Annotated in this window: 18 protein-coding genes; 11 read left to right on the top strand and 7 right to left on the bottom strand. The window is 41.3% G+C overall.

What is annotated here, in order from left to right; translation table 11 throughout:
* Positions 1 to 755: 755 nt before the first annotated feature.
* The 7 genes from D7Z94_RS10265 to D7Z94_RS10235 form a co-directional block, all read right to left on the bottom strand.
* On the bottom strand, positions 756 to 2579 hold the full coding sequence (locus tag D7Z94_RS10265; protein WP_120711469.1) for a PorP/SprF family type IX secretion system membrane protein: 1824 nt from the start codon (positions 2577 to 2579) through the stop codon (positions 756 to 758).
* A gap of 202 nt (positions 2580 to 2781) precedes the next feature.
* Positions 2782 to 3873 (bottom strand): TolB-like translocation protein, encoded by a 1092-nt coding sequence (locus tag D7Z94_RS10260; protein WP_245967177.1) that lies wholly within the window; start codon positions 3871 to 3873, stop codon positions 2782 to 2784.
* A 404-nt stretch (positions 3874 to 4277) separates the two neighbouring features.
* Positions 4278 to 5054 (bottom strand): hypothetical protein, encoded by a 777-nt coding sequence (locus D7Z94_RS10255; RefSeq protein ID WP_120711467.1) that lies wholly within the window; start codon positions 5052 to 5054, stop codon positions 4278 to 4280.
* A 251-nt stretch (positions 5055 to 5305) separates the two neighbouring features.
* Positions 5306 to 6394 (bottom strand): Gfo/Idh/MocA family protein, encoded by a 1089-nt coding sequence (locus D7Z94_RS10250; RefSeq protein ID WP_120711466.1) that lies wholly within the window; start codon positions 6392 to 6394, stop codon positions 5306 to 5308.
* Between the two features lie 457 nt (positions 6395 to 6851).
* Positions 6852 to 7964, bottom strand: coding sequence for a pyridoxal phosphate-dependent aminotransferase (locus D7Z94_RS10245; protein ID WP_120711465.1), 1113 nt, complete (start codon positions 7962 to 7964; stop codon positions 6852 to 6854).
* Positions 7965 to 8087: 123 nt separating this feature from the next.
* Positions 8088 to 8651, bottom strand: coding sequence for a hypothetical protein (locus D7Z94_RS10240; protein ID WP_120711464.1), 564 nt, complete (start codon positions 8649 to 8651; stop codon positions 8088 to 8090).
* A 16-nt stretch (positions 8652 to 8667) separates the two neighbouring features.
* Positions 8668 to 9111, bottom strand: coding sequence for a hypothetical protein (locus D7Z94_RS10235; protein ID WP_120711463.1), 444 nt, complete (start codon positions 9109 to 9111; stop codon positions 8668 to 8670).
* A 242-nt stretch (positions 9112 to 9353) separates the two neighbouring features.
* Between D7Z94_RS10235 and D7Z94_RS10230 the strand changes: the two genes are divergently transcribed.
* From D7Z94_RS10230 to D7Z94_RS10180, 11 genes are all read left to right on the top strand, one after another.
* Positions 9354 to 10547, top strand: a complete 1194-nt coding sequence (locus tag D7Z94_RS10230) for an Nramp family divalent metal transporter (RefSeq protein ID WP_120711462.1) — start codon at positions 9354 to 9356, stop codon at positions 10545 to 10547.
* Positions 10548 to 11285 (top strand): 5-oxoprolinase subunit PxpA, encoded by a 738-nt coding sequence (gene pxpA, locus D7Z94_RS10225; RefSeq protein WP_120711461.1) that lies wholly within the window; start codon positions 10548 to 10550, stop codon positions 11283 to 11285.
* A complete protein-coding gene (pxpB, locus tag D7Z94_RS10220; protein ID WP_120711460.1) occupies positions 11282 to 12019 on the top strand; it encodes a 5-oxoprolinase subunit PxpB in 738 nt (245 codons plus the stop codon). The genes pxpA and pxpB overlap by 4 nt, the downstream gene beginning before the upstream one ends.
* Positions 12012 to 12851, top strand: a complete 840-nt coding sequence (locus D7Z94_RS10215; RefSeq protein WP_120711459.1) for a 5-oxoprolinase subunit C family protein — start codon at positions 12012 to 12014, stop codon at positions 12849 to 12851. The genes pxpB and D7Z94_RS10215 overlap by 8 nt, the downstream gene beginning before the upstream one ends.
* Positions 12852 to 13255: 404 nt before the next feature.
* Positions 13256 to 14932, top strand: a complete 1677-nt coding sequence (ilvD, locus tag D7Z94_RS10210; protein ID WP_120711458.1) for a dihydroxy-acid dehydratase — start codon at positions 13256 to 13258, stop codon at positions 14930 to 14932.
* Between the two features lie 4 nt (positions 14933 to 14936).
* Positions 14937 to 16670: a biosynthetic-type acetolactate synthase large subunit gene (gene ilvB, locus D7Z94_RS10205; RefSeq protein ID WP_120711457.1), complete on the top strand. Its 1734-nt coding sequence runs from the start codon at positions 14937 to 14939 to the stop codon at positions 16668 to 16670.
* 46 nt (positions 16671 to 16716) lie between these two features.
* Positions 16717 to 17298 (top strand): O-methyltransferase, encoded by a 582-nt coding sequence (locus D7Z94_RS10200; protein ID WP_120711456.1) that lies wholly within the window; start codon positions 16717 to 16719, stop codon positions 17296 to 17298.
* A 97-nt stretch (positions 17299 to 17395) separates the two neighbouring features.
* Positions 17396 to 17926: an acetolactate synthase small subunit gene (gene ilvN, locus D7Z94_RS10195; protein WP_120711455.1), complete on the top strand. Its 531-nt coding sequence runs from the start codon at positions 17396 to 17398 to the stop codon at positions 17924 to 17926.
* A gap of 36 nt (positions 17927 to 17962) precedes the next feature.
* Positions 17963 to 19438 (top strand): ketol-acid reductoisomerase, encoded by a 1476-nt coding sequence (gene ilvC / locus D7Z94_RS10190; RefSeq protein WP_120711454.1) that lies wholly within the window; start codon positions 17963 to 17965, stop codon positions 19436 to 19438.
* Positions 19439 to 19506: 68 nt separating this feature from the next.
* Positions 19507 to 21099, top strand: coding sequence for an NADP-dependent glyceraldehyde-3-phosphate dehydrogenase (locus D7Z94_RS10185; RefSeq protein WP_120711453.1), 1593 nt, complete (start codon positions 19507 to 19509; stop codon positions 21097 to 21099).
* A gap of 321 nt (positions 21100 to 21420) precedes the next feature.
* On the top strand, positions 21421 to 22611 hold the full coding sequence (locus tag D7Z94_RS10180; protein ID WP_120711452.1) for an MFS transporter: 1191 nt from the start codon (positions 21421 to 21423) through the stop codon (positions 22609 to 22611).
* Positions 22612 to 22645: the final 34 nt, after the last annotated feature.

Raw genomic sequence — 22645 nt, 5'->3', positions numbered from 1 at the left:
AATACTATAGCACAAGTAGATATGACCCTATAATCCATACGAATTATGGGTAACGTCCATGAACAAGGCATGCTATAGAACCTTGTGGTGCGGACTTTTACTTTTTTAAGGCACGAAGCCTAAATGAAATAGTTTCCCTTTTGCACTAAAAGAATCAATGTGCTTTGTGAGTTAAGCTGTACTTAAAACATCCAAATGGGATTACAAATCGGCGCCGGTCCATCCTTTATAAAGACTTTAGGATATGCCCTTGATTTTGGGTCATGGCCAACGCTACTTTTTTGGTTGAACCTAAAATGTAGTGGTGTTTTCATTTAGTGGGATTTGGGTTAGACAATAGTTTTTTATGCTTTTATCTGATTCTAAACCTAGATAAAAAAATTAAAAAAAACATACATGATGTGCGTATTTTCGTTCAAATACACACTTTATGGGCTTTTTCGTGCAGTTCGTCGAGGAACCGACCGATTGGTTTGTAAATGTAGAGTAGTTACATTAAAAACGATCCTATTGCATTTGGCTGGGACCAGCCTCTGGGCAAGATCATAAAATTGGGTAAGGAAATCATAATTCGGGGGTTACGTATTGTTATATAATGCAAACGGTAGGTTTGATCTATATATTGTGCTAAAGGAGATAAAAATTTGGTGGGCCCAAATAGAAAATAGCGGGGCATGTCCCCGCTATTTTTTTACCCAGTTTCCAACCACAAAAACTAGGACCCACTAATCATAATTTTTTTGAATCTCTTTATTTCACTCCGAATATGAATTGTAAACTATGGCAGAATTGTTATCGGCTACCTCCATTATCCATTTCTCATCCTGGTATTTTCCATCTAGATCGGATACAAAGGCCGTTCTTGCCTCATCCTTGAAATTGAAATCGGCCAAATACACATAATGCAGTCCATTTTCCTTATTGTAAAAATGCCTAGCGTCCAAGCCTTGGTCTTTTAAACGTTTCATAAAAGCGTTTAAGTATTTTTTGTTCTTATAAACATTGGCTATTACATAATAACCGGATTTTACGCCTACTACATCGGATTGATCCAATACCTTGATGGGCAGCTCTTCAAAATCCTTACGTTTTGTATTTTCCAATACGGCAATGGGATCATTGTAATTTCTTGTAATCTTGTTTTTAACAGGACGTACTATTTCCTTGTTTTTCAAACTCTTCTTGACCGGATTCTCAGTCTTTGTTGTCGAAGCCAGTTGTGTATGTACTGGACTGTTAGGTTCCGGTGAAAGGGCCTTTATACTATTTTTTACATCATTTCGTAACAAGCGCACCATAGTCTCGAACCGTTTCTCGAATGCCGCGGTACGTGCGTTCTCAATGGAATCTTGCCTAAGGATGAGTTCATCCAAGATCAATCGGTTTTCGTAGGCCAAGGAGCCCGTATACTCCTCTTCGGAATCTGTGTTTCCCTCTTCCTTGGTTTGTGACTTGATCTTATCTTTCTTGGCTAACTTATTTCTCTTTGAAACCTGATTCGTTAAATCCTGGGTATTCCTTTGAGCCAATTTTTTGTTCTCCTCGATCAATTTTAAGATCTGCTCTTCATAGTTTCTAACAATGCCGTCTATCTTATGGTCTTCGGAAGCATCTACCAAACCGCCAAGACTGGTGGTACGATCTTGAAAGGTGTAAGCCAAGGATACTTCATGATTCCAGCCCAAATCCGTGTCTTGCGTGGTAATATCTTTTTCCACCAAATAGCCTATGGACATTTTTTTGTTCAGATTTACCCCGAACCCCATTGCCAATCCGTAGGTGTTATCATAGTTGGTCTGCAACCAGCCATAGTTCGGCAGATCAAGTAATATGGAACCCACGTAGGCCAAGCTACCATCGGGGTTTTTGCCCAATTGTGCCAGTGGCATTAAACGGGCATCCTCAAACAGTCCACGTGTTGCATCAAATGAATGTGTGTATTGTAGGGAAGCCTTAAGACTCTTATCGTTAAGACTAGTTAAAAAAGTATTGGTAGTCTGATTGTAGCGTAATAAATCTGTGGCATACAGACCAAAATCGAACTTACCTAAGGAGAGTGTGATTCCAGGCTGAATGGCCAGATTACTCTCTTTTCTGGACCCGTTGATCCTTTCATCCGATTCCGTTGCAACAATGCGATTCTGATCTAGACCTTTGTTAAAATACGTAATATTAGTACCAAAACTAAGTCTACTCGAAGGGCTCAATCGTACCGAGGTAGCATAGTTGGCATTAAAACCGAACTCTTGTACCACACCTAGCCATTGGGTATATGCACTGATGCCCAAAGCGGTATTCTCATTCAACTTGTTGCTAAAACCAAGAAAGTAGTTTTGGCTGTTATCCTCAAAAGTGGCGTATTGATTTCTATGTAACAAGTTTATATAGGATTTGTTTTCCCTCACCAATGAAAATGTAGGATTGATTAGAAATCTATTAAAAAACAATTGGTTATGATAAGTGCTGCTGGAGCTCAAAGTGGATTCTTCCTCCTGGCCGTAGGCAGCTTGAATTTGTATTACTGTGGAAAATAGAATCAGAAGACCTATTTTATTTGTCAAATTAATTATACGGCTCATCTTGACTAATATTATGGTTGTGCTATCGGATAAGGTTCCGATATACCTTCTTTGATTACTACAGTTGGAGTTTGGGTAGTGGACCCTTGAAATCCAATTGCTTAATTACTATCCCCTATATATCTTATAGATTTGTCCTGGTATTGGTATTCTCGTTGAACGCGATATACAATAGGGGATAGCAGAGGTTAAAATTTGTTTCTTACTCGTCTTCAAAAACAGTGGAGGAGTAGTCGATGTTGTTTTCGCTATACAGTGCCTCAAGAATATCATTCTCACTTTTTAGATGCGATCTGTATTTTTTACTATCCAACGTAAAAGCGATTCGTTGTACATTGTCCTTGTCCCTTCCGCGATTGGATACTACATAGCCTTGTCGGTCCCGAGTTGGAAGAACCAGGGAAAAATCATCTTCCTTACTATTGATATCGCTACCCAGGTTCACGGACCAATCGACTTTTTTGCTACCTACTTGGGCCATATGTAAATCTAGGCCACCATAACCGTTTCGTCCATCGGAGGCAAAGAACAAGGTGTTGTCGGCTGCCAAGCTAGGATACAGGTCGTTCTTTTTGGAATTTACTTTTTCCCCTAGGTTTTTGGCAACTCCGAATGTGCCGTCTTCGCGTATGGTGGAAACGTAAATATCATATTTCCCATAGGTTCCTGGCATATTTGAGGCAAAAAATAAACGTTTGCCATCCTCTGAAATAGTGGGATGCGTCGCGGAATAATGCTTGGGACATAAAGCGACTTCCTTTATGTTTTTCCATTGACCATTTATTTTCTCTGCCTTAAATATTTTCTGTACACTTTCTTTTTTGGAGAAAATACCATACTCCGGCTTTATTAAAACGGCTTTGGTGAAATAAGCGACGGTGCCATTGGCCGTTAAGGCCACGGGCGCTTTGTAGGTATTTGAATCGCTTGTTGCATTGTCCAACAAGGCCTCAAGGCTATGATCCATAGGCTTTTCTGCACTTGTAATAAGCTCTCCGTTCGGACCGAATTCAAAATCCCAATATTTGTTGGTCGATTCGTCCTCCAATTGATAGTCTGCCTTAACATCAGCTACCCAGTCGTCATTATCCGACTGATCTGATGTTGCAATTCCAGAGGTCTTCACGAGTGCATGCTCGTACCTTTTCTGATAACTCGTTTTAAGTGCGCCATTTTTACTAACATCCTTTAGTTTGGTGTACCAAAAAACGGCATTCTCATAGTTCTCGGCCAAAAAATTGGCGTTTCCCAAGTCTTCAAAAATCGCTTGGTCATCATATCCCATTTTTTTCATTTCTAGATAGCTGTCCAGCTGCTTATAGGTACTATAAAGGTCTAGAACGTTAGAATTGGATTTGTTGGAATGTTGAGCGGATAATGAACAACATAAGAAGAGTAAAATGCATCCTAAGATGCGGCTGTGGGTTGTAGAATTTTTCATAGTGGATCGATAAAGGGTTAATAATCTCCGACAAAGTTCACAAATTGTCTCGACCCCTTACTTAACAAAAATTCATAGGTTTTGTGCTATTTTAACCCCTATTTTGTTAAAATCGAACCCTAAATGCTCTACTGGCAATACGTTTAATTTTGATTAAAATATCTGTAAATCAATACTTTATCAATGATTTGTGCTATTATTTTGAAGAACCTATGAAAATGCGGACCTAAAATCAAGTCATATTTTGAATAACTGGCCTACTTTTCCACATTGATCAAAACGGCTTCACAACTTTTTAAATCCGAATTGAGAACAATATTTTCGGAATCCGCTCCATCCACTATTTCAATAGAAACCGTATTAGGTGGGAATTTACCCAAATTATGAGCATAAAGAAAGAGATCGTTGGGCTTGCTGGCATCCAATTGCACCTCAAAGGTTTTCTTTCGGTATTCCAGATAATATTCAGAAACTACCGCAACCCCGTTGAGGTAGATGGAAACAATGTCACCATCCTTTCGTCCATGGTCCCATAGATTGATTCGTATCTCTTTCCCCTTTACGGTCAATTCTTTTACATAGGTAAGCTTTCGACCCTCAAAAGTATTACGGACAACTGGTTTTTCAGCTGGTTTTTGGGCTACCTTTTTTGCAGGTCGAGAAGCCTTGTTAATGGTGAAAAATGGCGTGGCATATTTGGCGATACTATATTTGTCATCAGGAAAAAGTTCAATACCGATAACCCGATAGTTGTCTCCTGCGGGCAAGCCCCTATGCAGTGGAATTCCATCGGCGTACTGCAAATTTTCGAAAATACCAAGTTCTTGTACTACCATGTCGTCCTTGGACAAATAGAATTTTATGGTTTTATTTCCGGGAATGTTCCTTGTATTCCATTTCAATTTTACGGTGTCCGCTGTGGTCCAAATCGTATTGCTATTGGGATAGGTGATTTTTATGGCGGTTTTCGCCATATTAGGCCAATCTAGTTTATGGGAAGCCGGAAAACCATCATTTGCAAAGGCGTTTAACATAAGTAGTAGGCTAAGGCCGAACACCAGAGTCCATGTGTTCCAAGTAACGCTGAAGTATTTATGGGAAGAATTCACAAGTACAATTCCTTAAAATTGGGTTTTTTTACTATAGAATTAACGAAAAAAAAATCTTTGTATTGTAAAAACGAAAAGCTTGTAGACAATAATCTCATTAAAACGCCAAAAATTCATTCGTTCAAACAATGCTTTGAACTCAAAAATCGCCCTAAATGATAGTATAATCCTAATCTTTACATCTTTACCAGACAATCTTTTGCCGCCGATTTATAGACTGCTTCAACAACACGAATATCACGTAGTCCCTCTTCGCCAGGAACAATCAAGGCCGAATTGTTCCTAATGGCAAGGGCATCGTCGTCCATTTGTTTGGCTTGCTGATTTTCCAAAGGAAAATTTATTTGAGTTCCGTTGGACATTGAACCTTTGTTTCCACTATAAGAGGAATGAGGCTCCATTTTAACCCACCCTTTGTCATAGGTAATGTTCAAGTGATTCATGCGGATACCGTAGCTGGTATGACACGCAGCTCGCGCCCCACTGGGAAACTCCAACTGGAACATAGCAGTTTCCTCCACTTCATGGTATATTTCGGGTCGTGTGGTAAAGGTCTGGGCCAGAACGGAAACAGGTTCTTCTCCCGTCGCGAGTCGAGCTCCTTGAATAGCGTACACCCCCATATCACCCATTACACCCCCGCCCATAGCCTTTTTTTGCTTCCAGTGATTAGACCGTCCATCAAAGTATCCTGCTGCAGAAGTAACCATTTTTACAGGCCCAAAGGGTTTTTCCTTGGCCGCCTTCATATAAGCCTGAATGTTCGGATCATGCTGGCACCTATATCCTATAGATAACTTTACTCTATTGTCTTTACAGGCCTTGATCATAGCCTCACATTCGGCAACGGAGGGTGCCATGGGTTTTTCACACCAAACCTGTTTACCGGCATTTGCGGCTCGTATCGTGTATTCCGCGTGCATAGAAGGGGGCAGTACTACATAAATGATATCTATATCCGAATTATTGGCGATGTCATCAAAGTTCTCATAGGAATAGACATTTTTATCGTGGATGCCATATTTCTCTTGCCATACCGGAATTTTTTCCGGACTTCCGGTAACAATCCCTTTAAGTTCACAATGTTGGGTCAATTGCAGTGCAGGTGCAAGAATATCGGTACTATAATACCCTAGACCTACCAAGGCTACACCTAGTTTTTTGTTTTGTGACCTTGTGGAAGATACCAGTATATTGGGAGCTAGTGCCGTTGCAGCGGCCAGCATACCTGTTTTTTGTAGAAATTCCCGTCGTTGCTTTTCCATTTTTCTTGATTTGGACTAAAAAGTACGACAAGAATTTGAAAAAATCAATTGCTGACAAAAGGATACTTAAAAAATCAGAATTGTAAGAAGTTTTTTAGCAATCACTAGTTGAAATGGGAAAACCTTTAGGTAGTTCTGAAAACCTATATGCAATTAAGCTGGAATAAGCAGGGTTAGGATAGCTTTAAGAAAAGTACAAAGAATGCCCAAAGGATGCAGAAAGTACAAAAAGCATAGACTAAATACGTTGAAGCAGTTTTCTTGTCCATTGGATTTGGGATTTGAGTAAAGAAACAATAGTAAAAGTGAAATGCACAATGAGCTCCATGTAAAGAAGGAATATTCGGTAAAAGGCCGTAATATCGATGAATGACCTATTTTGCCACGAACCCAAAACAAACTTATTCGGATAAATGGTAGGAAAACATCGTTGAAATGCGTACGATTGAGGTGCTTGCTAGATCATAACCTTTTTTAGGGCCCTACCAAAGGACTCCGTTTCTGCTAAAGTTCCGGTACTTATGCGAGCCCATTCCAGAAAAGGCGGGAATGGCCTGCCGATCAATACATTTTCTTTTTGCATTGCAGAAATAAGACTTTGAATTGGACGACCCGTTCTAAAAAAGACAAAATTGGTATGGGAGGGAATATATCGAAGCTCCAAATCATTCAATGTGTCATAGATATGTCTTTTGGCCTCCTCTGTTTTAAGCAAGCTAAACTTATAAAAATCATCATCCTTTAACGCCTCCTTGGCAGCTTCTATGGCCAAAATATTGGTATTGGCCATTATACTTGCTTTTAATTTAGTGGCAATATCCGGTCTGGCAATAAGGTAACCCACCCTAAGCCCGGCAAGGCCATAGGCCTTGGAAAAAGTCTTGGATACAATTACATTTCGCCCTTTTTTAACCAAATCGATCATAGAAGGATAGTCGGCTTGGGTAATAAAATCGTAATAGGCCTCATCTACGAACAGTGTTATCCTCGTATCGAACGAAGTACAAAAATCCACAAGTTTATTTCTTTCGACAATGGTGCCTGTTGGATTGTTGGGATTGCAGATAAAAATCAATTTGGTTTTTTGGTTCACCTTTTCGGCCATGGTATCCAGATCATGGACCATTTTGTCATTTACGGGAACACGATGTATGCGAGCACCAAAAGTCTCCGCATATTGCATCATAACATGAAAAGTAGGGTCGGCCGCTATAATTTCTCCATTACCAATGCCATAGGTAAGCCCAGCCGCCCTTAAACCTTCTGTGGAACCACCTGTCACCACAACATGGTCTCTGGTAACCCCTTCTTTTTTTGCTATACCATTTACAAGACCGGACAACGCCCTAAAAGGATAACGGCAGGCTTCACCCAGTGACGAGGTAATCGTTTCACGTACCCGATTGGATGGCCCATAAGGGTTTTCGTTGGCATTGAGACGTATTGGACCATCCACTGGAAAAGGCCTATTGGGAAAATCAACGGCCCAGCTTTCCAATCCGCTAAACAATGCAAAGCCGCCGGATAATCCAATAGTTTTCAACCAGTTTCTTCGGTCGAGATTTCTCATAAACTGTTCTTATGAGAAATAAGATACAAATAATAAATGAAGATTTGGGCATCAAAGGTAGAGCCCGACAAGATCGGAAAACCTTTTGAAAAGGAAAGAAGGTATATGATTAAAAATACCTATTTACAATTGAAACTCCTCGTGGTTCCCGTCCTCATTTTTTAAGGACTTCAAGGGAAATATATCTTTAAGGATATAGGCGCCGACAATAGCAATGCCACCCGCAAATAGGGGTATAGCATAATCCCAATTCAGTATTTTCAATAGGCTACCGCATATAATGGCCAAGGTGCCCAAAACCATGGCGCAGTTCCACAGGATTTGGGATAAACTGTTTTTCGCTTTTCTATCCTCATCCAGGAAGTAGGCAGTCCCCTCCATAACAAACCAAGTAAGAAAGGAAACCGCTATGATTACCTGGAATACTATAGTGTATGAAAAGTCTAATATTCTAAAAATTCCGTTAGTTGTCCAAAAAACTACTAATATCAATTTAACGTAATCAATGAACCTTTTTTCTGTTTTTTTCCAAAAACGTATCATATATAAAATACCGAGTGCCCCAAAAGCAATAAGCATAATTTCAGATGCATAGGGCCACTGTAATACTTGGGCCAACATACCTATAAGTAGGATGGCAATGGACACCCTTATGGGCATTTTCAAAACTTTGTGGGATACTGACATGAAATTTGGCTTTAAATTATATTACTTTAACATTTGCTTTTAAACCCTCCATAATTCCAATGATGTTGTTTACGGTCTCTTTCAAATAATGTCGGACCAGGACATGAGGTATACGGATTGTGGTAAAACCGTTTCTAAAGGAGTGCATGGTTTCTTCCAGATCATTTATGGCCTGTTCATGGGTCATCATGTGGTATTCCGCATCTATCTCAATATTCAACTTGACCCTTGAAATGGCAATATCTATTGATTTTTTACCGTCCCACCATTCCAACATAGCTGCAACACCTGCTTTCTTAAGGCCATAATACAGTTGAATGGCCTCCAATGGTGTTCCTTTCTTTTTCATCAGATCTTCCATACGAGCCTTGTGCTGGGAGCACAGTTCCACGCCTAAAGACTCCATGGAATTTCTGTGGTCCAGATAGCCCAGATCCTTATTACATTCTAAACATGTCATTTAAGTAGGTCAATTTTCTGTACCGATAACAATCGGAACAATTCGATTTGTGATATTAATAACCGCCTATTTTTGGGAATAGTATATAACATCGATGTATGACACCTCGTTTTTAGACGAACTGCGTTTTTTTAGATGAACGGCATTAAAAAATGTTAAAACTGTTGTGAAATTCTTTCCTTTGTCTCAATTGGGTTAAACCATTACCCCTTATATTTATAAAACCATGGTATTGCTGAAATATGTTTAAAAAAGTAGGTCCCGGGGTTTTGATTGCGGCGGCTTTTATAGGGCCAGGCACAATTACAGCGAGTACTTTGGCCGGAGTGGAATTTGGCTATGCCTTGCTATGGGCTATGGTGTTATCCATTATAGCTACTATAATCCTACAGGAAATGTCCGCGCGCCTTGGAATCATAACCCAAAAGGGCCTTGCTGAAGTGATACGCTCACAGATCAAGTCTCCCTTTTTGCGGAATTTGATTATCGGGATTATACTTATGGCCATAGTTGTGGGCAATGCAGCATACGAAGGGGGTAATATAGGTGGTGGCGCTTTAGGGCTTGAAGCCATTTTTGGCTCCAAAGACATGGAATATTATCCTTTCATTGTTGGGTTGTTCGTATTCCTTTTATTGTATCTGGGTAATTACAAGGCTTTGGAGAAAGTATTTGTTTCATTGGTTCTTATCATGAGCTTTTCCTTCCTGATTACTACTTTGATTACCAAGCCCGATTTCAAAGCGATATTGCAGGGAATCTTTATTCCCGCTTTGCCCCAAGATAGTATTCTTACCGTTGTTGCGCTTGTGGGAACTACCGTGGTACCCTACAATCTTTTTCTTCATGCTTCCTTGGTCGGTGAAAAATGGAAAACAAAGGAAGATCTAAAATGGGCCCGGTGGGATACTTTTTTTTCCCTAGTACTGGGTGGACTTGTATCCATGGCTATAATTATTGGCGCTGCGGCTATCCCTGAAAAGTCGGTTTCCGGGGTCTTAGATCTGGCCAAAGGTCTGGAGCCCCTGTATGGGAATGCAGCGCGGTATTGCATGGGTGTTGGATTATTCGCCGCCGGGATTACTTCTGCTATGACTGCTCCTTTGGCAGCTGCTTATGTGGCGGATAGTTGTTTTGGATGGAAGGCCGGAATGAAGGATTATAGATTCAGATCGGTTTGGGTGATCATTTTGATTCTGGGCGTATTGTTCATGTCTTTTGGCATAAGACCTATTGAAATCATTAAGTTCGCACAGATAGCCAATGGTATTTTATTGCCGTTTACAGCTGTTTTCCTGTTATGGGCGGTGAACAGGTCCGCCCTAATGGGAAGGTACCGGAACAAAACACTACAGAACGTTTTAGGAGTATTCATCATTTTCCTCGCAATTCTTCTAGGAGTGAAAAGCATTTTAAAAGTCTTTGATATTTTTTAGATGGATAAAATTGATATTAATTGTGATGTTGGAGAGAGCATGGGAAACGAGGAAGAATTGTTCCCTTTTATCTCCTCTTGCAATATTGCCTGTGGCGGACATGCGGGAAATAGGCAAACTATGGCAGAAATCGTCCGGTTGGCTAGGCAGTTTGAAGTGAAAATCGGAGCGCATCCTTCTTATCCGGATAAAAAGAATTTTGGAAGGATTTCTATGGATATTTCTAATAATCTATTGATTGAAAGTATCCAAGAACAGATAAAAAGTTTGACGGCTATCTTAAAAATGGAAAAATTGGATTTACACCATGTAAAGCTACATGGTGCACTATATAATGATGTGGCAAAGAATAGCAACCTGGCCCAAACCGTGTTGGCATCATTGGAAATATACAAATCTAAAACACCCATATATGTGCCCTATGCTTCAGTCATGGCCAAAGAAGCTATAAATCAAGGGTTTTCAGTAATGTATGAAGCTTTTGGAGATCGGAGATACCATAAAGACTTAAGTTTGGTTTCCCGAGATTCACCCAGAGCCGTTATCAAAGATCCCAAAGAGGTACTGCAACAAGTGATTTCAGTTGTAAAGAACAAAAAAGTAAAAACCGCTAATGGAAATTCGGTCAATATTTTGGCAGATACCGTATGTATTCATGGCGACAACCCTTTTGCTTTACAAATAGTATCGTATCTTTCCGAGGAATTACCAAACCAGAATATCCAACTAAAAAAGTGACCCACTACTCAATCTCCATACGACCTTTTGGCGTACATGCCCTATTAATCGAATGGCCCAATGAAGTGAACGAGGCCGTACTGGAAAATATCCTACAATTTGAAAACTACCTTAGAACAAACCATCTTGGCGAAGACGACTGGGAGATGATACCGGCGTACAACTCGTTGACCCTAATTTACAGAAAAGCACCGATTAACTTTACGGAATTTAGTGAACAACTAAAGGCCTGGTACACTCAATTGGAAGAAGCTTCCTTGCCTCAAAGGTTTATTTGGAGACTACCTGTCTGTTATGATTTGGAATTGGGCATAGATTTAAAAAGTGTTTCTGAAAGATTGGAAAAGAGCGTAGAGGAAGTCGTAAACCTGCACACAAATCATATCTACACGGTATATGGAATAGGGTTTTTGCCCGGATTTATGTATTTAGGTGGATTGCCCCCGTCTTTGGAGCTGCCCAGAAGGGCAGAACCTCGATTAAGGGTAAGGAAAGGTTCGGTTGGTCTAGCCGGGAAACAAACGGGAATTTATCCGCAGGAGTCCCCAGGGGGTTGGAACATAATTGGAAGTTGTTCCGTGCCAATGTTCGACCCTAAAAAGGAAGACCCGTGCTTTGTCAGCGTAGGGGATAAGGTACAGTTTTACTCCATTACCAGGGCGGAATACGATTTGCACAAAATTGAGGCTGAAGTGGGCATTTATAAATTGGAAAAAACCATGTGGAATGCTTAAGGTATTAAAATCCGGTTTGTTTACCACAATTCAAGATGCGGGTCGATTTGGATACTTGAACAAGGGGGTGCCCGTTGCCGGTTTTATGGATACAGCTTCCGCCCATAAGGTCAACCAGCTTTTGGAGAACACTATTGATTCCGCCGTAATGGAAATTACAATGACCGGCCCTATCTTGGAATTTGATAACCCTACTTTTATATGTATCGGTGGTGCGAAACATTCCGTTGCCTTGAATAATGATTATATTGAAAACTTTAAAGTATATAAAGTTTCTCCTGGCGACATCTTGTCCTTTGGTAAATTGGAAAAGGGCTTCCGAAGTTATCTGGCCATAAAAAATGGTTTTAAGACGGATGTAATATTAGGAAGTCGTTCTATGTATGCACCAGTAACCCCTAGGAGCCATTTGGAGGATAACCAGACCATTGCTTACGAAAGCTGTGAAGTGTTTTCTCCTAAGATCGATGAATTAAAGGTTGATTCCTTTTTAGATAGCAAGGTGCTAACTGTTTCCAAGGGCCCTGAGTATGGACTTTTGGACGATAGGCGATTGGAAGTCTTGTTTTTTCAAAATTTTACTATTGCCAACGAAAATGATCGTATGGCCTATCAGCTAGTGGAACATATTGTAGGACATAAGGTTAGTATGTTAACGTCAGCGACCTTACCTGGAACGGTTCAGCTTACTCCGTCCGGCAAGATTATGATATTGATGAAAGATGGCCAGACCACGGGGGGATACCCTAGAATATTTCAACTTTCCGACAAGGCCATTTCCATTTTGGCCCAAAAGAAATTTGGCGACATTATCTCATTTAGATTAGTTTAAAAGTTTTGTTTCCTATTCTAGAAAACTAAAGGCAAGTTTTGTCACAATCTATTTTTTATGTAATATTGAGGCATGGATAAAAATCCTAATATAAACAACGTACTACTTGTCGTCTGCTTAGGTGGATGATACGGATTTACATTGTTTAATGGAAAGCCTGTATCGAATATAATTTGATACAGGCTTTTTCTTTGATTAGGAACTTTTAGTTGTGGATGGCAAACCGTATTCTTTCTATTGAATATGATATAGATTAAGCAGCTATTCATCTGATTATTAGTGTTATAAATTAATATTATAGCAATTGGATTTAGATCATTCTTTTTTGTTAAAAAAATACGGCAGAGGAAAGATTTATCTTTGATTGTCAAAAAATACCAAACCGAATAAATCGCAATAGTCCAATGGAATTAAATAAATACAGTAAGACCATTACTCAAAATGATACCCAACCAGGAGCACAGGCTATGCTCTATGCCATTGGGCTTACCGAGGAAGATTTAAAGAAACCATTTATCGGGGTAGCAAGTACGGGATATGAGGGCAATCCATGCAATATGCATCTTAACGATTTGGCACAGGACGCCAAGGAAGGTATTCAGGAAGGCGGTTCAATAGGCCTTATCTTCAATACCATTGGTGTAAGTGATGGAATCTCAATGGGTACTTCCGGCATGCGATATTCCCTACCCTCAAGGGATATCATAGCAGATTCGATGGAAACCGTGGTACAGGCCATGAACTATGATGGGTTGGTTACTGTTGTGGGTTGTGACAAGAATATGCCCGGAGCACTTATGGCCATGATCAGGTTAAATAGACCTTCCGTATTGGTTTATGGGGGTACCATTGCATCCGGTTGTTTTAAAGATAAAAAGCTGGACATTGTATCCGCCTTTGAGGCATGGGGCGAAAAAGTGGCGGGCACGGTAAATGAAGAAGATTATAAAGGAGTAATCCAAAATGCCTGTCCAGGAGCCGGTGCTTGCGGTGGCATGTATACTGCCAATACCATGGCATCGGGAATTGAAGCTTTGGGTATGGCTATGCCTTACAACTCATCGAACCCTGCCACGGGAGATATGAAGAAAAAGGACAGTTTTGAATCGGGTAGAGCTATACAGAACCTATTAGAAAATGATATTAAACCTAGTGATATCATCACTAAAAAATCTTTCGAAAATGCCATTCGTTTGGTTACTGTGCTGGGAGGTTCTACAAATGCGGTTTTGCATTTTCTGGCAATTGCAAAGGCGGCCAATGTAGATTTCACCCTAGAAGATTTTCAACGCATCAGTGACAGTACACCTTTTTTGGCCGATTTAAAACCCAGTGGGCGCTATCTTATGGAAGACGTACATCGTGTAGGAGGGACCCCGGCGGTTATGAAGTTTATGTTGGAAAATGGAATGTTACATGGCGATTGTATGACCATAACCGGAAAAACTGTGGCCGAAAACTTGGCCAATGTCCCTAGCTTAACAGAAGGGCAGCAAATCGTAAAACCTTTGGATAGTCCTATAAAGGAAACGGGGCATTTAAGGATTTTATATGGAAACCTGGCGAAGGACGGTGCCGTGGCCAAGATAACGGGCAAGGAGGGATTGCACTTTACGGGTCCGGCCAGAGTTTTTGAAAGCGAGTTCGATGCCAATGCCGGTATAGGTGCTGGTCGCGTTACAAAGGGCGATGTTGTTGTTATTCGGTACGAAGGTCCAAAAGGGGGTCCTGGAATGCCGGAAATGCTAAAGCCGACCGCCGCCATTATGGGATCGGGATTAGGAAAAGAAGTGGCTTTGATTACCGATGGGCGTTTTTCCGGAGGAACCCACGGATTTGTGGTGGGCCATGTTTCCCCTGAGGCACAGGAGGGTGGAAACATAGCCTTGTTGAAAGATGGCGATATGGTGACTATAGATGCCGAGAAGAACATAATTTCAGTAGACCTATCCGATGAAGAACTGCAGCAAAGACGTGCCCATTGGAAGCAACCCGAACTAAAAGTAAAAAGAGGTAGTTTATATAAATATGCAAAAACGGTATCATCCGCCTCCCAGGGCTGTGTTACCGATGAGATATAGTTGTATGGAAACAGTAAAATTAAAAAAGGACCGATCCGCGAAAAAAACGGGTATAAAGATTACCGGTGCCGAGGCCATTATCCATTGTTTGTTGGCCGAAGGTGTAGATTTGATTTATGGTTATCCAGGAGGGGCCATCATGCCCGTTTATGATGAGTTGTACAAGTTTCAGGACAAGTTGACTCATATTTTAACGAGGCATGAACAGGGTGCTACCCACGCTGCCCAAGGATATGCTAGGGTTACTGGAAAAGTAGGGGTGGCTATGGCCACGTCCGGTCCGGGAGCGACAAATTTGGTTACCGGCCTGGCCGATGCACAAATAGACTCAACACCCATAGTATGTATTACGGGGCAAGTGCCAAGACACCTATTGGGATCGGATGCCTTTCAGGAAACAGATATCATAGGAATTTCAACACCTGTCACTAAATGGAACCATCAGATTACAAAGGCCGCGGAGATTCCTGAAGTGATGGCCAAGGCATTTTATATCGCCAAGTCAGGTCGTCCTGGCCCGGTACTTATCGATATTACGAAGAATGCCCAATTTGAGGAATTTGAGTTTACGTATGAAAAATGCACGGGAGTACGCAGTTATAAACCCGTACCCCAACCAAGTACAAAGGCCATTGAGGCGGCAGCAGAATTGGTCAATGGGGCAAAAAAACCTTATATAGTTTGGGGTCAAGGTGTAATCTTGGGAAAGGCCGAGAAAGCCTTAAAGGCATTTATTGAAAAAGCTGGGATTCCTGCTGCATGGACCATTATGGGCGAATCCGCTATACCCACCGATCATCCCTTGAATGTGGGAATGGTTGGAATGCACGGCAATTATGGTCCCAATGTATTGACCAATGAATGCGACCTTCTCATTGCCATTGGAATGCGGTTTGATGATCGGGTAACGGGTAGCTTGGATACCTATGCCAAACAAGCAAAGATCATCCATTTTGAGATAGATCCCGCTGAAATCAATAAGAATGTCCCTGTGGATGTAGCAGTACTTGGAGATGCCAAGACAACCTTGGAACTCATACTTCCCCTTATCAATGAGAACTCCCACGAGAAATGGCACAAGGAATTTGATAAGAAATATGAGGAGGAATTCGCTCAGGTAATCGAAAAGGATTTACATCCGACCAAACCTGGTCTTACCATGGGAGAGGTGATTGAGGAAATCAATTTGGCCTCAGGACATGAGGCCGTAATGGTTACGGATGTAGGCCAACATCAGATGGTGGCTTGCAGATATGCTAAATTTAAGCATAGCAAGAGCAATATTACCTCAGGTGGATTAGGAACTATGGGCTTTGCATTGCCTGCTGCCATAGGTGCCAAAATGGGTGCCATGGACAGAGAGGTAGTAGCCATTATCGGTGATGGGGGATATCAAATGACGATTCAAGAGTTAGGAGTCATCTTTCAGCATAACATTCCTGTTAAGATCGTAGTACTCAACAATGACCATTTGGGTATGGTTCGGCAATGGCAGGAGTTATTTTTTGAAAGCAGATATGCTTCTACCGTAATGACCAATCCGGATTTTGTAAAGATTGCGGAAGGATATCACATAGAAGCCAAACGTGTTACGGAGCGTAAGGATTTAAAAGCGGCCGTCCAGGAAATGATGGCTTCAAAAAATCCATATTTCTTGGAGGTTAGGGTGGAAAAGGAAGATAATGTGTTTCCTATGATACCATCAGGCGCATCGGTATCCGATATTCGATTGAAGTAATGGGGATTTTAAGTTTTCAAACCGATAGCTCTATCCAAACTGCATCATGAACGATACCAATATTCTTGATAAGCCAAAAATCCATTCGGAAATAGAACGTAAGTGCATTGAAATAGGCTTTACGATGCCGTCTGATTTGTACATTGGTTCGTTACTGAAAACTTTGATAGCCAGTAAGCCTAAAGGAAGTTTTTTGGAACTGGGTACGGGAATCGGTCTGAGTTTGTCATGGATGGTAGATGGAATGGATAATGAATCCGTTTTGATTACGGTGGATAACGACCAAGAATTGATTGCTATTGCGGAGGAATATTTTGGGGATGACCCGAGAATTCAAATCCTTTGCCAAGACGCATCCAATTGGATAAAAACGTATACTGGCACAAAGTTCGATTTGATTTTTGCCGATGCCTGGCCGGGAAAGTATAGTGAAATTGAAGAAGTTCTCAATTTGGTAAAAGTAGGTGGATTTTATGTTATAGATGATATGGCCGCCCAGCCCAATTGGCCGGAAGGACATCAGGACAATGTTGATAGATTGGTTTCCTATTTGGAAAAAAGGGACGATTTCAGTTTAACCAAGATGAATTGGTCTACAGGAGTAATCGTTGCTGTAAGGAAATCTTAATAAAGCGTTACCTCAAGCGTAGTCGAGAGGTTTTAATCGTTAGAAATTTAGTTCTTGACAGCGCTCTAACGAACAATTTTTTTAGAAAGTAGTAAAGATGAAAAAACAAAGGTTTACCATATCGGTGTACTCTGAGAACAATGTAGGTTTGTTGAATAGAATATCGGGAATATTCTTAAAGAGACACATTAATGTTGAAAGTCTAAATGTTTCAAAATCAGAAATAGAGAATGTTTCCAAGTTTACCATAGTGGTCAATACCACCGAGGACTGGACACGTAAAATTGTGGCGCAGATCGAAAAACAGATAGAGGTCATCAAGGCTTTTTATCACACGGACGATGAGACCATTTTCCAAGAGTCCGCCCTATTTAAAATTGCCTCGCACTTGTTGTTCGATGAACGACAGATACAGAATATCATAAAGGAAAGCAACTCACAGATCGTTACCGTCTCACGGGATTTCTTTGTATTGGCCAAAACAGGTAGGCGGCATGAAATAGATGAAATGCACGATCAATTGGAACCTTTTGGGATTATGCAATTTGTTCGTTCCGGACGGATAGCCGTTACTAAATCGGAAATGCCTATTACCACTTTATTGGAAGATTTTTATCAAGATAAATAGAACCTAAACTTTTAAATACTAAAACGAGAACACAAAATGGCAAATTATTTTAATACGTTATCCTTACGAGATCAATTAGCGCAATTGGGGAAATGTAGGTTCATGGAATCCAGTGAATTTTCGGATGGCGTATCCGCATTGAAAGGAAAGAAAATCGTTATTGTAGGCTGCGGCGCCCAAGGTTTGAATCAAGGTCTTAATATGCGGGACTCGGGACTTGATATTTCATATACACTTCGAGAAGCGGCCATAAAGGAGCAACGTCAGTCCTATAAAAATGCTACAGAAAATGGTTTTACCGTAGGTACCTATCAAGAACTTGTTCCAGAGGCAGACGTCGTTATCAACCTTACACCGGACAAGCAGCATACCAGCGTTATCAATGCCGTGATGCCCTTAATGAAAAAGGGTGCTACCTTGTCCTACTCGCACGGATTTAACATTGTTGAAGAAGGAATGCAGATACGCGAGGACCTCACCGTGATTATGGTAGCTCCAAAATGTCCTGGATCAGAGGTTCGGGAAGAATACAAAAGGGGATTTGGTGTACCGACTCTAATTGCAGTTCATCCGAATAATGACCCCCAAGGGAAAGGTTTGGAACAGGCCAAGGCCTATGCCGTTGGAACCGGAGGCCACAGGGCAGGGGTTTTGGAATCCTCGTTCGTTGCGGAGGTAAAATCGGATTTAATGGGAGAACAGACCATTCTTTGTGGTCTTTTGCAAACAGGGTCTATCCTTTGTTTCGATAAGATGATAGAAAAAGGGATTGAACCTGGTTACGCTTCCAAATTGATTCAATACGGCTGGGAAACAGTTACTGAAGGGATGAAATATGGTGGAATCACCAACATGATGGATCGTTTGTCCAACCCTGCAAAAATTAAGGCTTTTGAACTCTCCGAAGAATTAAAGGACATCATGAGACCGTTGTTCCACAAACATATGGATGATATCATGACAGGGCATTTTTCCAAGACCATGATGGAAGATTGGGCCAATGACGACAAAAACCTTTTGGAATGGCGAGCGGCAACGGGAGAAACCGCTTTTGAGAAAACTCCGGCGGGGGATGATAAAATCTCAGAACAGGAATATTATGACAATGGGGTGTTAATGGTAGCTTTTGTAAGGGCAGGAGTAGAACTAGCCTACGAGTCTATGACGGAGTCGGGAATCATCGGTGAATCGGCATACTATGAATCTTTGCATGAAACCCCATTGATTGCCAATACCATCGCCCGAAAAAAATTATTTGAGATGAATAGGGTGATTTCGGATACAGCGGAATACGGCTGCTATCTATTTGATCATGCATGTAAGCCCTTGTTGGCAGATTTTATGAAAAAAATAGATACCGATGTCATTGGCACCCATTACAGTGAAGGCGAAGGTGCAGGAGTAGATAACGCCAAACTGATCACGGTAAACAAGGTACTCCGGGAACATCCGGTAGAAATTGTCGGGGCCCGTCTCAGGGAGTCCATGACCGCAATGAAACCCATTGTTTAACAATTAAATCCCTGAGAAATCGGGGATTTTTTTATCGCATCAATTCATATCAATCACATATCTATTTTATGGAAACAACACAGATAAACATACCGACCCAATTTCGAATTGATAATACAATTCATCAAAAAAAGTATTTGATCAATGGAGAAATGCAAGAGTGGACCGGAAATACCACAGAAGTATTTTCTACCATTTCCTCAACGGAGAGTTATGAACCCACACTTCTGGGAAGTATACCCGATATGGGAGAACCCGAAGCCTTACGGGCTTTGGACGCTGCGCTTTTGGCCTATAACAAAGGACAGGGGGTTTGGCCTACTATGCATGTACGGGATAGGATAGACTGCATGGAAAAATTTGTGCAGCAAATGGAAACCAAAAGGGATGAAATTGTCAAATTGCTGATGTGGGAAATTGGCAAGTCCTTGCCGGATTCACAAAAGGAATTTGATCGAACTGTGGAATATATACGGGACACTATAGAAGAGTATAAACAATTGGATAGGGATGCCGCTAAATTCCAGAAATTCGATGGGGTGTATGCACATATTAAGAGAGGACCTTTGGGGGTAATACTCTGTCTTGGACCTTACAATTATCCTTTGAACGAAACCTTTGCCCTTCTTATTCCTGCCATCATCATGGGGAATACCACCATTTTTAAACCGGCCAAATATGGTGTGTTGTTGATTACACCGCTTCTGGAGGCGTTTCAAAACAGTTTTCCCAAAGGTGTTGTAAACATTTTATTCGGCAGGGGAAGGGCCGTGGCTGCCCCGATAATGCAGACTGGTAAGATTGATGTTTTGGCTTTGATAGGCAATAGCAAATCAGCCAACGCCTTGCAGGATCAACACCCTAAGAGTAATCGATTGCGATTGGTTTTAGGATTAGAAGCCAAGAACCCGGCAATTATTTTACCCGATGCCGACTTGGATCTGACCATAAACGAGTGCCTTGCCGGGACCTTATCCTTTAATGGGCAGCGATGTACCGCACTGAAAGTAATCTATGTACACGAATATATTAAAGAAGAGTTTCTAAGGCGTTTTGCGGAAAAAGTAGATTCGCTAAAGTTTGGTAACCCTTGGGATAATGGTGCTAAATTAACCCCATTACCTGAACCTGATAAGCCTGCTTATGTTCAGGAACTGATAGACGATGCTGTACAGAAAGGTGCCAAAATATGGAACAAAAAAGGAGGGCAACAGACCCATAATTATATATGGCCTGCTGTGTTACATCCTGTGACAAAAGAGATGCGGGTGTATAAGGAAGAGCAGTTTGGCCCGGTTATACCTGTGGTTTCATTTTCCGATATTCAAGAACCATTGGATGATATGGCCGAAAGCAATTATGGTCAGCAGGTAAGCCTCTTTGGAAAAGATGTATATGCACTCGCTCCGCTCATTGATACTTTAGTGAATCTAGTTTGTCGGGTAAATCTGAACAGTTCCTGCCAGCGCGGCCCTGATGTGTATCCCTTCACTGGAAGAAAGGACTCGGCCCAGTCCACTTTAAGTGTATATGATGCACTCCGGTCGTTTTCCGTACGTACGTTCGTAGCTTTTAAGGACAGCGACCTCAATAACGAGACCGTAGAAAAATTGCTAGACACTAAACTATCTAATTTTGTGAGCACGGATTACATCCTTTAGTGTTCTGTATTGCATGATGACGCCTCCCCAAACATGGGGAGGTTACTTTGCTTTTTAACTATTCTTCATCAACCAACCCCGATCCTTTACCGATTCCTATTCAGTTTTCTATAGGACGACACGAACAACAATGATATGTCAAAAATTACCTTTTGGTGCTGATATTCGTGTGTATCATGGTTAATACTGCATATAAACTCGACAAAAACGAATAGTTTCCTTATGGTTTCCTGAGATAATTTTGTTTTCGAAATAGTTGGAAGCTCGGCAATGGAATTTAAAAATTGTACGGCTCATTATTAGAAACATAAAATTGTACATATGGAAACGAATATATCGAATAGAAAAGCCCTCATCGCTTTGGCAATAGGAGGTTTTGGTATCGGATTAACGGAATTCGTAATTATGGGTATTTTGCCGGATGTGGCCCAGGGGTTGAATATCACTATACCAGAGGCGGGTCACGCCATAGCTGCCTATGCATTAGGGGTTGTAATCGGAGCCCCTCTGTTTACTAAAATTGGCGGAAAGATGGATTCTCAAAAGACGTTGCTGCTTTTAATGGCATGGTTCGCGTTGTTCAATAGTTTGTCCGGCCTTGCGGAAAACTACGTAACGCTGCTGATTTCAAGATTTTTATCAGGTCTTCCCCATGGAGCATTCTTTGGTATTGGTGCCGTAGTTGCTGGGAGATTGGCAAAAACCGGTAAGATTGCTCAAGCCATAGCCGTTATGTTTTCAGGTCTTACGATAGCCAACGTAATCGGAGTACCGATAGGTACATATATTGGTCATCACTACGATTGGAGTGCCTCTTTCTATATGGTCGGGATTGTAGGACTCATTACGATGGCCAGCATATATCTTTGGATGCCCAAATTGCCACAGTTGCCACCAACCGGAACATCCCATGAGAACAAAGGCCTTAAAAACAAAGAGCTGTGGGCCTTGATTTTACTAACTACAATTGGAACAGGAGGGTTTTTTGCCTGGTACAGCTATATTGCCCCTCTGATAACAGAAGTGGCGGGATTGCAAAACTACATGGTGGGTTATGCCATGATACTCGCCGGCCTTGGAATGGTCATGGGCAACTTTATAGGAGCGAAGATGGCGGAATGGTTTTCACCGTTAAAAGCCGTAGCCATTAGTTTGTCCATTATGGTCGGATTATTATTGGTCAATGCCATTGTGGCAATAAACCCCTATGCCATTTTAACGATGACGTTTTTAATAGGCACGGCATCGTTTACAGTGGCTACCCCTATTCAAATGGCAATCATCAATGCATCTAGGGGTTCGGAAATGCTAGGTTCCTCTATGAATCAAAGTGCCTTTAACATGGGCAACGCCTCCGGGGCTTATTTAGCCGGATTACCTATAGCCTATGGTCATGGAATTGTATATGCAGGAGTGGTTGGTGCCGTATTGGCCGCGGTTGGTGTTGGCATAGCCTTAAGTATATTGATGTACAGAAGACAAAAGGCCAAACGGTACAAAATGGCCTATTAACAGTAATGGGAATTTTTAGCATAAGAAAAGGCCC

Origin of the sequence: Ulvibacterium marinum, from assembly GCF_003626755.1 — a bacterium.
In the GTDB taxonomy this organism is placed as follows: domain Bacteria; phylum Bacteroidota; class Bacteroidia; order Flavobacteriales; family Flavobacteriaceae; genus Ulvibacterium; species Ulvibacterium marinum.
The sequence above is the reverse complement of the archived record's forward strand: the minus strand, read 5'-3'. Positions and strand labels throughout refer to the sequence as shown.

Coding starts and splice junctions, on each gene's coding strand:
- D7Z94_RS10265 (WP_120711469.1), bottom strand. CDS start 2,579: ATGAGCCGTATAATTAATTTGACAAATAAAATAGGTCTTCTGATTCTA.
- D7Z94_RS10260 (WP_245967177.1), bottom strand. CDS start 3,873: ATGAAAAAAATGGGATATGATGACCAAGCGATTTTTGAAGACTTGGGA.
- D7Z94_RS10255 (WP_120711467.1), bottom strand. CDS start 5,054: ATGTTAAACGCCTTTGCAAATGATGGTTTTCCGGCTTCCCATAAACTA.
- D7Z94_RS10250 (WP_120711466.1), bottom strand. CDS start 6,394: ATGGAAAAGCAACGACGGGAATTTCTACAAAAAACAGGTATGCTGGCC.
- D7Z94_RS10245 (WP_120711465.1), bottom strand. CDS start 7,964: ATGAGAAATCTCGACCGAAGAAACTGGTTGAAAACTATTGGATTATCC.
- D7Z94_RS10240 (WP_120711464.1), bottom strand. CDS start 8,651: ATGTCAGTATCCCACAAAGTTTTGAAAATGCCCATAAGGGTGTCCATT.
- D7Z94_RS10235 (WP_120711463.1), bottom strand. CDS start 9,111: ATGACATGTTTAGAATGTAATAAGGATCTGGGCTATCTGGACCACAGA.
- D7Z94_RS10230 (WP_120711462.1), top strand. CDS start 9,354: ATGTTTAAAAAAGTAGGTCCCGGGGTTTTGATTGCGGCGGCTTTTATA.
- pxpA (WP_120711461.1), top strand. CDS start 10,548: ATGGATAAAATTGATATTAATTGTGATGTTGGAGAGAGCATGGGAAAC.
- D7Z94_RS10215 (WP_120711459.1), top strand. CDS start 12,012: ATGCTTAAGGTATTAAAATCCGGTTTGTTTACCACAATTCAAGATGCG.
- ilvD (WP_120711458.1), top strand. CDS start 13,256: ATGGAATTAAATAAATACAGTAAGACCATTACTCAAAATGATACCCAA.
- ilvB (WP_120711457.1), top strand. CDS start 14,937: ATGGAAACAGTAAAATTAAAAAAGGACCGATCCGCGAAAAAAACGGGT.
- D7Z94_RS10200 (WP_120711456.1), top strand. CDS start 16,717: ATGAACGATACCAATATTCTTGATAAGCCAAAAATCCATTCGGAAATA.
- ilvN (WP_120711455.1), top strand. CDS start 17,396: ATGAAAAAACAAAGGTTTACCATATCGGTGTACTCTGAGAACAATGTA.
- ilvC (WP_120711454.1), top strand. CDS start 17,963: ATGGCAAATTATTTTAATACGTTATCCTTACGAGATCAATTAGCGCAA.
- D7Z94_RS10185 (WP_120711453.1), top strand. CDS start 19,507: ATGGAAACAACACAGATAAACATACCGACCCAATTTCGAATTGATAAT.
- D7Z94_RS10180 (WP_120711452.1), top strand. CDS start 21,421: ATGGAAACGAATATATCGAATAGAAAAGCCCTCATCGCTTTGGCAATA.